This is a genomic window from Rhodococcus erythropolis R138, from assembly GCF_000696675.2.
In the GTDB taxonomy this organism is placed as follows: Bacteria; Actinomycetota; Actinomycetes; order Mycobacteriales; family Mycobacteriaceae; genus Rhodococcus_F; species Rhodococcus_F erythropolis.
Window position 1 is genome coordinate 4,885,410 of the sequence record NZ_CP007255.1, and the last position, 13,635, is coordinate 4,899,044.

Sequence of the window (13,635 nt, forward strand, 5' to 3'; positions counted from 1 at the left end):
TCCGATTGCCGCAGTGTCCTAGGTGATTTCAGGTCCGCTCGAAGGCGAGCGGTGCGCTTTCGCCCACGACACTGCGGCAACCACAAATCGAACGCCGAATCCGATCAACACCAGATTGCAGACGATCTGAAGGCTCACGAGTCCCCTGGCAAGGTCCGTCTGTGCAGCGATGTCGCCGAAGCCGACGGTCGAGAACACCGACAGCGAAAAGTACAGGGCCGCCATACGCGACAGCGGTTCGGTGAAACTGCCGGCACTCGCATGCTCGACCGAAAAATAGGTGATGGACACCAACAGCAAGTAGGTCGGCATCACGACCGCCACTGCTTCGACCGCCTGTAGAGAAGGCACATCGGAACGCAGAATTCGACGCACCTGCCAGGTCGTCACGGCAAGCACCGCTGCCCCTCCACCGATCAAGAGGAAAATCGCACCCACTGTGTGGACATCGATCCACGGCAGGAAGAAGTACGCACATCCGAAGGCGATCATCGTCAGCGTGGGTCGAAGCACCGCACCCCGGATCAGCGCGCGTCGTCGATCCCGGTCGATGTGGGGAGAATCGCCTTTTTTCCGCATGAATCAATGATCGACAATTTCGCAGGTAAAACCACCCTTTCGGTCCGAAAAGGGTGTCATGGAGACAAAAAGCACTGAGCAATCCTCACGAACCTTCTGTAACGTTCATATAACGGCGGTCGATTGAACATTGACCGGTATTGACTGTGAGGAGGTGCGCGATGAGTTGTTCACTGGGAATTTCCACTGGATCTTCCGGTGTCTATTCAGCACTCGTCGACACCGATACCAGCACAAACGCGCCAGGAGCGGTACCTGCCGAGACTCGCTTCGTCTCGGCGGATCAGGCCAATTCAAACGTCGGTGACCTCGTCCGGGCGTCCATCAAGCTGATGACGACGCAGGTAACGGACGGATCTGAAGCGCCGCGCTCGATCGGTGTCAGCTATCGCACGGACGACCAGCTCGCGAGCATCAGGTCATCTCTCTCGCGCTCGCCGAAGCAGGTCCGTGCCATCCCCGAACCTGCCGCAGTACACGCGTATCTCGCCGAGACCGGGAAAACCGAGCGGTACGACACGACAGCTCAGGTGGACGTCGGCGATCAGGGTCTGACGGTGTCCGTCGTCGACCACACCGGTGAGGTTCTGCATTCCGACCGTATCGACGCCCTCGCAGGGGCCGGAATCGACCGGGCATTGGTCGACTTCGTGACGGAGAAGGCGCCAGGGCACCTGCGCCGGTACACCGACGCGGAGCTTCTTGCTGCCCGGTGCCACGTCGCGAAAGAGCAACTGTCCACCGCCGCCAAGGTGACCATCGACCTTCCCGTCGACGCAATGGCGATCACGCGCGACGAGTTCGAAGCCATCATCGCCCCGGATATCGAGCGCGCCGTCACCTTCATCCGTGAAGTCGTGAACGGCTCACCGCGGCCGGTCGGTGCCGTTGTGCTCATCGGCGGTGGCGCACACATTCCGGCCGTGCGGTCCGCCGTCGCCGCTGCCGTCGACCTCCCCTTGGTCGAGATCGTCGAGCCCGAGACTGCGGCAACCAAAGGTGCTGCACTCCTGGCAGATTCGATCACCGCAATTCGTTTCCCCTTGCTGGGCTCCGGAAGTGACCAGCGCTCGGGATCCACCGCCAAGGTCTCGGGAGCTTTGATCGGTGCGCTCGTGGTCGGCGGACTGGTACTCGGCTACGGCGCAAAGGAATTGGTGCCGACCGACGACACCGCGGTCTCTCCTGTCGGAACCGGTTCGACCACGACGACGGTGAGCCCCGAAGCGACGCCGAGCACCGGATCGACGATCATCCCCTCGCATGATCCTCTGCCTTCGGTAGTGGGCAGCACTTTCCCGCAGTACGGCTATCCCACAACGCCGTTCGACTCACAGCCGTTCGACACGCACTCGTACACAACGCATCAGTACACGCTTCCGCCGGCGCCGATACCGGACACGTCGACAACAACTACACCGCCGACGACGACAACGACCACTCCGAACTGGCCGACCATCCCCGGAATCACGCTGCCCGATCCACCGGCGTGGTGGCCGACGCTTCCGGACACCGAGGCGACTCCCCCGGTCGATCCGACCGAGGCAAACCCCGGCGGCGGTCTCGGCCCGGGTGAGAGCGGCGGCGAAAACCCGACGACGCCGGAAAATCCTGGATCCGGTTCCACCGAAACCGAACTCACCACGCCCGGTGGTGATCCGACAACAAAACCCGGCGAACCGAATACCTCGACGCCCGAAACCGGCCCCGCGACCACACCGGATCGGGAACCGGTCCCAGTCGGTTGATTCTCAGTCGGTTGATTCTCAGCGCATCAACTGGCTGACCGAGACCGACAGCCCCGGGTCCGTGGCAACACTCAATTCCGAAGGGCCTGCACCATTTCCGATCAGGTGGGCAGCCAACGAAGCGATCATCACGCCGTTGTCCGTGCACAGTCGAGGTTTCGGAATGCGCAACGTGATGCCGGCTTCGGCGCAGCGCTGCTCGGCGAGTGAACGGATACGTGAATTGGCCGTGGCGCCGCCGCCGAGAACCAACGTGTCGACCCCGACGTCCTTGGCTGCACGCACTGCCTTCATCGTCAGGACGTCGGCAACCGCTTCCTGGAACGAGGCAGCGATGTCCGGGATCGAAAAGGCCTCGCCTGCGCGCTCTTTCGATTCGACATAGCGGGCGACGGACGTCTTGAGTCCCGAGAACGAGAAGTCGTGCCGCGAATCGCGCGGGCCGGTCATCCCGCGAGGGAAGGCGATTGCGTTCCGATCTCCCTCTTGCGCAGCAGCATCGAGTGCCGGTCCGCCCGGAAAGCCGAGCCCGAGCAGTCTGGCCACCTTGTCGAAGGCCTCACCGGCGGCGTCGTCGACAGTCGTGCCCAGTTCGACAATGGGCTTGCCCAGATCTTCGACGTGAAGCAGGTGCGTGTGACCACCGGAGACCAGCAATGCGACGCACGAGGGCAACGGACCGTGCTCGAGAGTGTCAACCGAGACGTGACCACCGAGATGATTGACCGCATAGAACGGGATGTTCCAGGCTGCGGCATAGGCTTTCGCGGCGGCGACACCGACCAGTAGCGCACCGGCCAGGCCGGGTCCGATGGTGACGGCAAGTGCGTCGGGCTTCTCGATACCGGCGGCAGCAAGGGCACGGCGCATCGTCGGCACTATCGCCTCGAGGTGAGCCCGCGAGGCTACTTCGGGAACCACTCCTCCGTACCTGGCGTGCTGATCCACGCTCGATGCCACCTCGTCGGCCAACAGGTCGCAGGTTCCGTCACCGTTCCAGCGAACGATACCGACACCTGTTTCGTCGCAAGAGCTTTCGACACCCATGACGATCATGCTTGCTGCTCCTCAATTTCGCGGACACCGAGCACGGCGGGCCGTCTCATCGTGTACGCATCTGCCCCACTGGGCTGGTAGTACTTCTTTCGTGTTCCGACGATCTCGAATCCTTCGCGCCGGTACAGCGCGATGGCGGGGTCGTTGTCGGTGCGCACTTCCAGGAACACCGGACACTGCCGTGAATCCGCCAGGGTCAGAAGCGCATCGAGCAACGCGCCGCCGATTCCCAGTCGCTGAGCCGAGGGATCGGTACCGATGGTGTGAACCTCGGCCTCCATGTTCGGCGACGCGCCCAACAACGCGACTCCGGCGTAGCCGAGGACGTGACCGTCGGGTTCCCTGGCAACGAAGTAATGATTATGTGCGCCCGCAAGTTCCGAGACGAACGCTTGCGCGCTCCAGGGTCCGTCGCCCGCGAACAACGCGCGCTCCAACTCGCCGCACCGTTCGGCGTCATCGACGTTCATCGGCTCGATGCTGTACTTCATCTGCTCGGTCTCACTTGCCACGTTCTGCGAGGGTCTTCGCGTCGGGGCGTCGGAGGTACAGCGGCTCGAGCGGGGCCGGAACCGATCCGGCCAGAATCTCGCGAGCAGCGACTGTGACCAACCCGGCCGGTGAGGGTGTCTCCGCCGGGTCGACGGGCAGATCGAAGAAGTCCACGTGCGAAGCAGATCCGGCAATCAGCGTCGAAGGCGAAGGATCAACGTCGCCGGCGGAATTCACAGCCGGTCCTTCGACGCGCACTCCGCCGGCATAGCGCGCCCAGTAGATCTCGCGACGCCTCGCGTCAGTCACGACGAGCAGGCTCTGTGTGGTCGGTACCGCAGCCGCGATGGCGTCGAGGCTGCACACGCCGTACACGGGAACACCGAGTGCATCACCGAAGGCAGCGCCTGTCGCCATGCCGACACGCAGTCCGGTGTACGGCCCCGGCCCGACACCCACGACGACGGCGTTCAACTCTGCCGGCGTGAGCCCGGCCTCGGCGAGGCATTCGAGAACGTGAGGGGTCAAGACCTCGGCGTGCGCACGAGGATTGACCGTGACACGCACGGCAAGCGTCCCCACTGTGCCCGGTGACTCGGTGCCCGGTGACTCGGTGTCCGGTGACTCTGCGTCCGGTGACGGAGCAGACAGGGAGACGACTCCGGCAGTGACTGCCGGAGTGGAGGTGTCAATTGCGAGAACAAGCACGATTTCTCAGGGTACCCGCACGTGAAGAACTACTTCCGGCCCGGGAGGGTCACGACGTCCGTAACACCAAACGCCGTTTCACGACGTCTGCAACACGAAACGCCGTTTCACGACGTCTGCGACACCAAACGCCGTTTCACGACGTCCAGGACCAACTCGCAGTCCGCACATCCGATTCAGGTTTCCGATGAAGCTGCACTCGCAAGTGTCGTTCGACGAGCCTTTCCACGACGTCACCACCCCATTCGACCACCACCACAGCATCGGTGAGGTCGGTGTCGAGGTCGAGGGCATCGAGTTCGTCGAGCGCATGCGGTCCGCTGTCTCCCAGCCGGTATGCGTCGACGTGGATCATGCCGACGGGAACTCCGCCGCCGGGGCGGGTGCCCGGACGATGCTCACGAGCGATGACAAACGTCGGGGACGTCACCCGGCCCTGCACTCCGAGCCCGGCGCCGATTCCGCGCGTCAACGCGGTCTTGCCCGCCCCGAGTGGCCCGTCCAGCACCACCAGGTCGCCGGCAACAAGTCCCGCCGCCAACCGTCGGCCGAAAGCCTCGGTATCCTCGGCCGTTTCCAACGTGATCTGTCCGGATTCGGGAAGTCCCGTGGCGTTCTCAGCCGACATCGGACCGCTCTTCTACCTGTGCACGCTGCACCAGCTTGTCGATTGCGTCCGTCACGATCGCCGGGAACTCGAGCTGCACCAGATGGCCGGCCCCGTGAACTCTCACGAGTTCAGACTCGGGGAGATCGGCAGCGAGACGCTTGGAGCTGATGAACGGAATCATCATGTCTTGATCGCCGCAGATCACGACTGCCGGTGTGTGCGCGAGCACCTCGAGGGACGCGGACTCGTCGTGCAGTTCCAACGTCCGCAAGAAATTGACGATGGTCACGACCGAGGTCCGGTCGAGCATGCCGTCCGACAGCTCATGCAGTCGTGGGCTGACATCGGTGCCGTACGACGCTGCACGCAGGATCGGCGTGATCAGTACTCGCGCAGCGCCCCGGGCGTGCTGAACCACTCCTGGCGAGGTGCGCACTGCCAACCGGAACCCGTCGATGATCGGATTCTGCAGATTGCGGGTCAGACCGGTCTCGGCCAGCCCTGCCGCCGTCGTCGCGACCAGCCCGACGCCGATGACTCGGCCCTCGAACCATTCGGGTCGCTGACCGGCGAGCGCGAGCACCGTCATGCCGCCCATCGAGTGGCCGACGAGAACTATCGGTCCCTTGGGCACTTTGGCCTCGACGACAGTCGCGAGGTCGCGGCCCAGCTGCGAGACCGTGCAACTCTTCGAACGCGGCATACCTGAATCTCCGTGTCCGCGCTGGTCGTAGAACACCATGCGAACCTTGTTGCCCCATCGCTCTTCGAGCTGGCGGCGCTGGAAATGCCAGGACAGCGCACTCAGGCAGTACCCGTGCACGAAAACGACTGTCAGCGGAGCGTCATCCGGTCCCACTTCGCGAACTGCCAGCTCGACGCCGTCCTCGGTGCGCACCGTGCTCTTGCGGTCGCGCGTCATGAGGTCGAAGTCCTCGTCCGCGTAGATTTCCCGGCCCGGACGCGTCGCGGTCTTGAATGCATTCACGCCGGCCATCGAGCCGAGCGCCACAGCGCTGAGCAGGCCACCGAGAATGCTCATCTTTCCTGCAGTCTTCATGACGTCTCTCCCCCGATGTACGTACGCACAGTGCGTCCACGTATTCCGGTCACGACCTCGTAGTGAATGGTGTCGAGTACGTCGGCCCAGGCCTGCGCGTTGGGTTCGCCGTGATCGCCGTTGCCGAAGAAGATCGCGGTGTCGCCTTCGCGAACTCCGTCGCCGTCCGGCCCCAGGTCCACCAACACCTGGTCCATGCAGATCCGCCCGACGGCCTGGCGACGCTTGCCGCCCAACTGCACTTCGAACTTGCCGCTCAGTGAACGAGTCAGACCGTCGGCGTAGCCGACGGGAAGCAGCGCAAGAGTGGTGTCGTGCGGTGCGACCCACTGATGCCCGTAGGAGACGCCCTCTCCGGCGGCCACCTTCTTCACCAGAATCACCTTCGCTCGCAGCGTCATCGCCGGTCGTAAACCGAAATCTCCGAGTTCGGGCACCGGAGACAATCCATATATCGCGATTCCGGGTCGAACCATGTCAAATTGCAGGTCAGGACGGGTGACTGTAGCGGCGGAGTTGGAAAGATGAACAACTTCGGGTTCGAATCCGCGAGCGCGGACGTCGGCAACCGCTTCGATCAAACGCTGCTTCTGCATGTCGATGACGTCGTGATGCGGTTCGTCCGAGTGCGCAAGATGGGAAAACACTCCGCGCAGCCTGATCGTGCCCTCGTCCCGGGCAGTAGCGAGGTCGTCGAGCATCTGCGGCCACTCGGTTCTCGAGACGCCGTTGCGATTGAGACCGGTGTCCACCTTGAGCGTCACGGTCGCCTGTTGTCCCAGAACCCGTGCCGCGTCGACGACAGCAGCCAGGTGCCGCGGCGAGGACACGCCGATCTCGACGTCGGATCGGATCGCCGAGGAGAAATCGGCGTCGAGGCCGTGCAGCCAGGCCAGGACGGGAGCGGTGATGCCTGCCTCGCGAAGGACCAGTGCCTCCGCGATGGTGGTGACGCCGAGTTCCCGGGCTCCGGCCGACAGTGCCGTCCGCGCAACCGCAACTGCGCCGTGGTTGTATCCGTCCGCCTTGATGACCGCCATCAACGCTGCATCACCGGCAAATTCACGCAGGACACGCACGTTGTGCGCGATCGCGTCCAGATCGACGACTGCCTCCGTCTGCGGCCCTACTGCGTCGTCGAGTCGGCTCGCCTTCCCCTCCGCAGGCTCCTTCGGTGCTCTTCCCTGGGCAAGCGTCATGGCGACAATCCTGCCACCCGCGCAGAATCGGACACGTGTTCGGGTTTGAACACCCTCAATCAAGGGCAAAAGAGCGAAGCACACGCACCGACTCGCGCAGACCTCCCAGCAGCGGCGAAGCCGAAATCGGTGCTCCGGCGACATCGCTCTGACCGCCGGCAGCGGCGATGTTCGCAGCCAACGCGTGAGCCCGCGCCCCGACGGCCCCGGCTTCGAGAGGGCTCAGACCCGCCGCCAGCAACGCGCCGATCACACCGGAGAGGATGTCACCCGAGCCTGCGGTCGACGCCCAGGAGCCGCCGGCGTCGTTGACCAGGACCTCACCGCCGGGATCCGAGATCACCGTCGTATGGCCTTTCAGCAGAATCGTGACTCCGAGGCGTTCGGCGAGAGCACGCGTGGCCGCGATTCTGTCGTCGCCGAGTGGTGTGAATCGTGCGAACTCGCCGGCGTGGGGCGTCAGAAGAGTCGGCGCGGTCCGGGCTGCGACAAGTTCGGGACGTTGAGCGAGGAGGGTAAGTCCGTCCGCATCGACGACAACGGGTACATCGGTAGCCAGTACCGACGCCAGAAGTCGCGCGGCGTCGTCGTCGGTACCCATACCGGGTCCGACCACCCAGGCCTGAACCCGCCCGGCGGCTTGGAACGTCTCACTCGCAATCACCTCCGGGAACCGGGCGAGCACCTCGGCGGCGCCGTGCCCGGCGTAGCGGACCAGGCCGGAGGTCGCGGTCACCGCGGCGCCGGTGCAGAGCACGCCCGCGCCGGGATACTGCTCACTTCCCGCAACGATGCCCACCACACCCTGCGAGTACTTGTCGTCCTCCGCGCCTGGTACCGGCCACAGCGCACCGACCTCGGCCGGATCGAGCGAACCGAACGCCGGTTCGCCGACGCTCAATCCGATATCCACGAGTTCGACACGACCACACAGCGGAGCCGCGAGTACGTGCACCTGCTTGAGCGCACCGAATGTGACCGTCACATCAGCGGTCACCGACGGGCCGTCCACTGCGCCGGTGTTCGCGTCGACGCCGCTCGGAAGATCGACCGCCACGATCGGTGCCTCCACCTGGCCGACGAGCTCGGCTGCGTCAGGTCTCAGACCGCCGTGCCCGGAAATCCCGACGATGCCGTCGATCACCAGATCCGGCGACCCGACTTCGGCAGCGACTCGGCCACCGGCCTTCAGGAGAGCGTCGAGGCCCGACCGATGAGCGCGCGCCGGATCGAGCAACACGGCCCGAACACTCACACCTCGTTTGCGGAGCAACGCACCCGCCCACAGGGCATCACCGCCGTTGTCGCCGGTACCGACCAGAAGCGTCACCGACCGATGCGCGACCGATCCTGTACGGGAACGTAATTCGTCCGCGACGACTCGCGCGAGACCGTACGCCGCTCGACGCATCAGCACTCCGTCGGGCAGCTTGTCGAGCAGCGGCGCCTCCGCTGCTCGCACCTGATCGGCTGTGTAGTACCCACGCATGTCGGAACCCTTCAGTTGCCGTCGCTACCCTCGAAACCATGAAATCACGTCTTCGCCCGGCAATCGCGGGACTCGTCCTCGCTCTCGGCCTGGTCGGGTGCAGTTCCGGCACCGACTCCACACCATCTGCGGCCGAAACGACGGCGAGCGGACCTGTGGTGACCATCTCCGGGATGGCGTACTCCCCCGCTTCCATCACCGTGAACGTCGGCGACACCGTCACGTGGGTATTCGACGACAACGGAATGGCCCACGACGTCAACGGCCTCGGAGACGCCAAGGGCAAACTCCGCAGCCCACTCAAGAAATCGGGAACTTACACCTACACGTTCACCGAACCCGGAACCTACGACTACACCTGTACACCGCATCCCGAGATGCGCGGAACCGTCGTCGTCGAGACGCCGTAACGCACTCGGGCCCCACAGTCTTTCGACTGCGGGGCCCGAAATTCCCTACGAAAACTATTCGACCGTAACCGATTTCGCCAGGTTACGCGGCTTGTCGACGTCGTATCCGCGCGCCGCGGCAACCTCGGCCGCAAAAATCTGCAACGGAACCGTGGACAGCAACGGCTGCAGCAGAGTCGGTGACGCGGGAATCTCGATCAGGTGATCCGCGTGCGCCGCGGCGACGGTATCGCCTTCCTCCGCGATGACGATAGTCGTTGCCCCGCGCGCCTTGATCTCCTGAATGTTGGACACCAACTTCGAGTGCAGGACAGCGCGACCCTGCGGCGACGGCATGACGATGATGACCGGAAGGTCCTCCTCGATCAGCGCGATCGGGCCGTGCTTGAGCTCACCGGCGGCAAAGCCCTCGGCGTGCATGTACGCAAGCTCCTTGAGCTTGAGCGCACCCTCGAGCGCCACCGGGTAGCCGACGTGGCGCCCCAGGAACAGCACGGTCGACGCGTGCGCGAACTGGCGTGCCAACGCGCGCACCGGTTCTGCCGTCTCGAGCACCTTGCTGACCAATGCGGGCATAGCTTCGAGGTCGGCGTACTCGCGCGCAACCTCGTCCGGATACTTGGTGCCGCGAGCCTGCGCCAAAGCCAAACCGACGAGGTAGTTCGCGGTCACCTGCGCCAGGAAGGCCTTGGTCGACGCAACCGCGATTTCCGGTCCTGCCCGCGTGTAGAGAACGGCGTCGGCTTCGCGCGGGATCTGTGCACCGTTGGTGTTGCAGATCGCCAGGACGCGTGCCTTCTGATCCTTGGCGTGCTTGACAGCTTCGAGTGTGTCCGCCGTCTCCCCCGACTGCGAGATCGCGACAACAAGCGTCGAGCGATCCAGAACCGGGTCGCGGTAACGGAATTCGCTGGCGAGTTCGACCTCGACAGGTAGACGCGTCCAATGCTCGATCGCGTACTTCGCCAACAGTCCGGAGTGGTAGGCACTACCGCAGGCGACGACAAACACCTTGTCGACGTCGCGCAGTTCCTGATCGGACAACCGCTGCTCGTCGAGGACGATCTTCCCGTTCTCGAAGTGGCCGAGGAGCGTGTCGGCGACAGCGGTCGGCTGCTCTTCGATCTCCTTGAGCATGAAGTAGTCGTGACCACCCTTTTCGGCGGCCGCGAGATCCCAGTCGATGCGGAACGGGCGCCCCTCTGCCTCGTTGCCCGCGAAGTCGGAGATCCGATAGCTGTCGGCAGTGATCACCACTGCCTGATCCTGTCCGAGTTCAACCGCATCGCGTGTGTGCTCGATGAACGCAGCGACGTCGGAGCCGAGGAACATCTCGCCCTCACCGACACCGACGACGAGCGGCGTCGAGCGGCGGGCGGCGACAATCGTGTCCGCGTGGTCGGCGTGCGTGAAGACGAGCGTGAACGCACCTTCCAACCGACGAACCACCGACAGCGCACTCTCGATGAAATCACCTGCCGTCGGCCCGTCGGAGTACGCCCGGGCTACCAGGTGAACTGCCACCTCGGAATCCGTGTCGCTCTGAAGCTCGACGCCTGCAGCCTCGAGCTCCGCACGCAGCGGGGCGAAATTCTCGATGATTCCGTTGTGAACGACAGCCAGCTTGCCCGACGCATCACGATGCGGATGCGCATTACGGTCGGTCGGTCGCCCATGCGTCGCCCACCGGGTATGACCCATACCCGACGTACCGACAAAGTGATCCGCGCCGTACTCGCCGAGCTCCGCCTCGAGGTTGGCCAACTTACCGGCCTTACGCTCGATCTCGACCCCACCGGTTCCGTCGAGAATCGCGATTCCCGACGAGTCGTACCCGCGATACTCCATTCGCCGTAAAGCCTCCACCACAACGCCCAGAGCTGGGCGGTGGCCGACGTATCCCACGATTCCGCACATGGTGACTCAGGGTACTTGGACATCGGCGGTGGGCGCATTTTGCGGTTCCACAGACATCCCCCAGCCGGTTGCAGCGTCGGCTCCGCATACACGAGGCGCTCATCGGATAACGTCTTCAACCGTGGCACCGAAACTGAAGACACTGACCCGTGAGCTGTCCAAGCGCGGCCCGCACCGAGTTCTCCGCGGCAACCTCGCCCTGGCCGGACAGCCGGGTGTCGTGTACACGCCGGAAACCGGTTTCAATCTCCCCGCCGTTGCCTTCGCGCACGGGTGGATGGTCGGGTCCCACAAGTACGAGCAGACACTCCAGCACCTCGCTTCCTGGGGAATTGTCGCAGCGGCGCCCGACAGCGAACGCGGTCCGGTCCCGTCCCATCTCGGCTTGGCTGCAGATCTTCGAGCGACGCTCGACATCTGCGTCGGCGTACGACTCGGCCCTGGCCAGATCAGCGTCCACCCCGATCGAGTCGCCTTTGCCGGTCACGGCATGGGCGCGGGCGCGGCGGTACTGGCCGCAGCGCAGCGCGGGGATGTCGGTGCGGTAGCCGCGCTGTTCCCGGCCCCGACAGCACCCAAGGCGGAGAACTACGCGTCGAAGATCACAGCGCCCGGATTGATCCTTGCCGGCCAAGACGACGTCGATTCCTTGACCAGCAATGCGCGCCCGCTGAGCGTGGAGTGGGGCGGCCCCGTCGTCGCACGCACCGTGAACGACGGCCAAGACGCCGGACTGATCGAAGGCCGCCGACTCCTCGGAGCCCTGGGCCTCGGTGGATCCGAGCGCAAGACACAGTCCGCCACACGGTGCCTGCTCACGGGCTTCCTGTTGTTCCATCTGACCGGCGACAAGAAGTACCAGGACTTTGCTGATCCTGATGTCGAGATTCCACACACGGCGCCGTTGCTCCCGGTTGAACCTCACTCCGACGCGCGGGCCAGCCAGCTGTTGCGTAAGTAGGAGTCCGTGCCCGCCCCCGACTCCGGCGGCGAGCACGGCTTCGTCGGCGTCGTCGTCGGCTCTGACGCGGATCGCAGATACGGGCCGGATCTGACCGACCCTTCCGTGTCGTTATCGGCAGACGTCGTTTCGGACGGCGGCTCCTGGCGCGATTCCTCGCTCGCCACTGCCGCTCTGCGCTCACGGAAGTCCTCGAGCGCTCTGCGCTCACGGAAGTCCTCGAGTTGAGAATCGAGAGTTCGACGGATCTCTTCGAAGGGCGCGTGAACGGACTTCACAGCGGACCAGCTCCGGCCAGCTCAGCGCCCGTCTCTCCGTCGGGGCCGGCGATCGACTCGTCCGGGACTGTGACAGGCGGCTCCGGGTCCGGCGCGGGCGAGACTTCGGCGGTGGTTTCAACCGGTATCTCGGGCTGGGGATTATCGGGCTGGGGAATTTCGGGTTGGGGAATTTCGGGTTGAAGTGTCGCGGGCTGGGACGCTTCTTGCGGGTATGTCTCCTGCATGACCGCCTCCTGACCGGCATCAAAAACTATTCTCGGCCAACCGTTTTCGTCCAACTCCACGGTGACAGACACAGAGTTCCCGTCAGCACCGGCGACATCGAGACTCACCCCACGACCGTCGGGCGCAATCGAGAAGCCCCACGTGTTGCCGCCGATCGAGAAAGAGATCGGCGCAGCCGCGGCAGCGGATTCGATTGTCTCGGCGACTGGCAAGGTCGACGGGAAGGCGTCTGTCACCCATTGAGTCGCGGCATCAAAAGCATCGCCTACCGCGCTCGCACACTGCGCGCACGCCCTGTCGAATTCGTCGCGGGCATCCAGATACGCCGACCGAAAAACAGTGTCCAACCATGGCGCCGCGCCACGACCGCTGGAAGCGACGTGAGCCAGCTGATCGATCTCCCCCGCACCCAGACCGCCGATGGTCGCCCGGTCGAGGCTGGCCACCTTGAAAGCTTTGTCTGCCAAAGCCGTTCGAACAGTCCGCGCAAGTTCGTCGGCTAGCGTGATCAACAGTGGCGCCGAATCCGCATCGGACCGAGCTTCGCGCCGCGCGGCGAAGACCTGATCGACGACCGCATCCACGCCGGAAACATTCCACACTGCGGGAAGATTCTCGGCCAGGACCGTCAGCATCGCGATCTCCGCGACCGAACCGTCCACCGCCGCAGCCATGTCCGACATGTCTCGCGTCAGTGCCGCGATATCGATGCCCGCCTCTGCGCGATATGCATCCTCATAGGAGGTAAGCATCCGTTCTTCGAAACCCAACCGAGTGGCCAGGTCGTGAAATCGGCCGAAGAACTGCAGTCCGCTAGCGCCCGCTTCCAGAATTTCGTCGGGATGAGCATGTGAATCACGCAGTGCAAGAATATCTTCGAAAGAACACGGGCCGTTCGGT

Annotated in this window: 14 protein-coding genes; 4 read left to right on the forward strand and 10 right to left on the reverse strand. The window is 64.3% G+C overall.

The window, feature by feature from the left end; translation table 11 throughout:
• Positions 1–18: 18 nt before the first annotated feature.
• Entirely contained in the window at positions 19–579 is a 561-nt protein-coding gene (locus tag H351_RS22445; RefSeq protein ID WP_020906930.1) for a potassium channel family protein, read from the reverse strand.
• Between the two features lie 161 nt (positions 580–740).
• Here H351_RS22445 and H351_RS22450 point away from each other — a divergent pair, with 161 nt between their 5' ends.
• Positions 741–2,327: an Hsp70 family protein gene (locus tag H351_RS22450; RefSeq protein ID WP_020906929.1), complete on the forward strand. Its 1,587-nt coding sequence runs from the start codon at positions 741–743 to the stop codon at positions 2,325–2,327.
• 18 nt (positions 2,328–2,345) lie between these two features.
• Here the strand turns inward: H351_RS22450 and tsaD are convergent, their stop codons facing one another.
• The 7 genes from tsaD to H351_RS22485 form a co-directional block, all read right to left on the reverse strand.
• Positions 2,346–3,383, reverse strand: a complete 1,038-nt coding sequence (tsaD, locus tag H351_RS22455) for a tRNA (adenosine(37)-N6)-threonylcarbamoyltransferase complex transferase subunit TsaD (protein ID WP_029254929.1) — start codon at positions 3,381–3,383, stop codon at positions 2,346–2,348.
• Complete coding sequence (rimI, locus tag H351_RS22460; RefSeq protein ID WP_020906927.1) at positions 3,380–3,874, reverse strand: ribosomal protein S18-alanine N-acetyltransferase; 495 nt, start codon at positions 3,872–3,874, stop codon at positions 3,380–3,382. The genes tsaD and rimI overlap by 4 nt, the downstream gene beginning before the upstream one ends.
• Before the next feature lie 10 nt (positions 3,875–3,884).
• Positions 3,885–4,583 (reverse strand): tRNA (adenosine(37)-N6)-threonylcarbamoyltransferase complex dimerization subunit type 1 TsaB, encoded by a 699-nt coding sequence (gene tsaB, locus H351_RS22465; RefSeq protein ID WP_029254927.1) that lies wholly within the window; start codon positions 4,581–4,583, stop codon positions 3,885–3,887.
• A gap of 136 nt (positions 4,584–4,719) precedes the next feature.
• Positions 4,720–5,211 (reverse strand): tRNA (adenosine(37)-N6)-threonylcarbamoyltransferase complex ATPase subunit type 1 TsaE, encoded by a 492-nt coding sequence (tsaE, locus tag H351_RS22470; protein ID WP_029254926.1) that lies wholly within the window; start codon positions 5,209–5,211, stop codon positions 4,720–4,722.
• Positions 5,201–6,253 carry an alpha/beta fold hydrolase gene (locus H351_RS22475; RefSeq protein WP_003940782.1) on the reverse strand — a complete coding sequence of 351 codons (1,053 nt, stop codon included), beginning with the start codon at positions 6,251–6,253 and terminating at the stop codon, positions 5,201–5,203. The genes tsaE and H351_RS22475 overlap by 11 nt, the downstream gene beginning before the upstream one ends.
• Positions 6,250–7,452: an alanine racemase gene (gene alr, locus H351_RS22480; RefSeq protein ID WP_019747575.1), complete on the reverse strand. Its 1,203-nt coding sequence runs from the start codon at positions 7,450–7,452 to the stop codon at positions 6,250–6,252. Before alr ends, H351_RS22475 begins: the two co-directional genes overlap by 4 nt.
• Before the next feature lie 55 nt (positions 7,453–7,507).
• Complete coding sequence (locus tag H351_RS22485; RefSeq protein ID WP_029254925.1) at positions 7,508–8,941, reverse strand: NAD(P)H-hydrate dehydratase; 1,434 nt, start codon at positions 8,939–8,941, stop codon at positions 7,508–7,510.
• A gap of 38 nt (positions 8,942–8,979) precedes the next feature.
• Here H351_RS22485 and H351_RS22490 point away from each other — a divergent pair, with 38 nt between their 5' ends.
• The gene (locus H351_RS22490) at positions 8,980–9,351 is read left to right on the forward strand and encodes a cupredoxin domain-containing protein (protein WP_019747573.1); all 372 of its coding nucleotides are present in this window, start codon (positions 8,980–8,982) and stop codon (positions 9,349–9,351) included.
• A 54-nt stretch (positions 9,352–9,405) separates the two neighbouring features.
• On the opposite strand, the gene glmS is transcribed toward H351_RS22490, so the two are convergent.
• Complete coding sequence (glmS, locus tag H351_RS22495) at positions 9,406–11,268, reverse strand: glutamine--fructose-6-phosphate transaminase (isomerizing) (protein ID WP_029254924.1); 1,863 nt, start codon at positions 11,266–11,268, stop codon at positions 9,406–9,408.
• Between the two features lie 121 nt (positions 11,269–11,389).
• Between glmS and H351_RS22500 the strand changes: the two genes are divergently transcribed.
• Both H351_RS22500 and H351_RS32125 read left to right on the forward strand, forming a co-directional pair.
• Positions 11,390–12,229, forward strand: a complete 840-nt coding sequence (locus tag H351_RS22500) for a poly(ethylene terephthalate) hydrolase family protein (protein ID WP_020969056.1) — start codon at positions 11,390–11,392, stop codon at positions 12,227–12,229.
• Positions 12,230–12,235: 6 nt separating this feature from the next.
• Positions 12,236–12,457, forward strand: coding sequence for a hypothetical protein (locus H351_RS32125; RefSeq protein ID WP_021343574.1), 222 nt, complete (start codon positions 12,236–12,238; stop codon positions 12,455–12,457).
• Between the two features lie 46 nt (positions 12,458–12,503).
• Here H351_RS32125 and H351_RS22510 read toward each other — a convergent pair whose 3' ends face one another.
• Positions 12,504–13,487, reverse strand: coding sequence for a hypothetical protein (locus tag H351_RS22510; RefSeq protein WP_244891386.1), 984 nt, complete (start codon positions 13,485–13,487; stop codon positions 12,504–12,506).
• Positions 13,488–13,635: the final 148 nt, after the last annotated feature.

Excerpts from the sequence above, each read along its gene's own strand:
- H351_RS22445 (WP_020906930.1), bottom strand. The coding sequence starts at position 579 with ATGCGGAAAAAAGGCGATTCTCCCCACATCGACCGGGATCGACGACGC.
- H351_RS22450 (WP_020906929.1), top strand. The coding sequence starts at position 741 with ATGAGTTGTTCACTGGGAATTTCCACTGGATCTTCCGGTGTCTATTCA.
- tsaD (WP_029254929.1), bottom strand. The coding sequence starts at position 3,383 with ATGATCGTCATGGGTGTCGAAAGCTCTTGCGACGAAACAGGTGTCGGT.
- rimI (WP_020906927.1), bottom strand. The coding sequence starts at position 3,874 with ATGAAGTACAGCATCGAGCCGATGAACGTCGATGACGCCGAACGGTGC.
- tsaE (WP_029254926.1), bottom strand. The coding sequence starts at position 5,211 with ATGTCGGCTGAGAACGCCACGGGACTTCCCGAATCCGGACAGATCACG.
- H351_RS22475 (WP_003940782.1), bottom strand. The coding sequence starts at position 6,253 with ATGAAGACTGCAGGAAAGATGAGCATTCTCGGTGGCCTGCTCAGCGCT.
- alr (WP_019747575.1), bottom strand. The coding sequence starts at position 7,452 with ATGACGCTTGCCCAGGGAAGAGCACCGAAGGAGCCTGCGGAGGGGAAG.
- H351_RS22485 (WP_029254925.1), bottom strand. The coding sequence starts at position 8,941 with ATGCGTGGGTACTACACAGCCGATCAGGTGCGAGCAGCGGAGGCGCCG.
- H351_RS22490 (WP_019747573.1), top strand. The coding sequence starts at position 8,980 with ATGAAATCACGTCTTCGCCCGGCAATCGCGGGACTCGTCCTCGCTCTC.
- glmS (WP_029254924.1), bottom strand. The coding sequence starts at position 11,268 with ATGTGCGGAATCGTGGGATACGTCGGCCACCGCCCAGCTCTGGGCGTT.
- H351_RS22510 (WP_244891386.1), bottom strand. The coding sequence starts at position 13,487 with ATGCTTACCTCCTATGAGGATGCATATCGCGCAGAGGCGGGCATCGAT.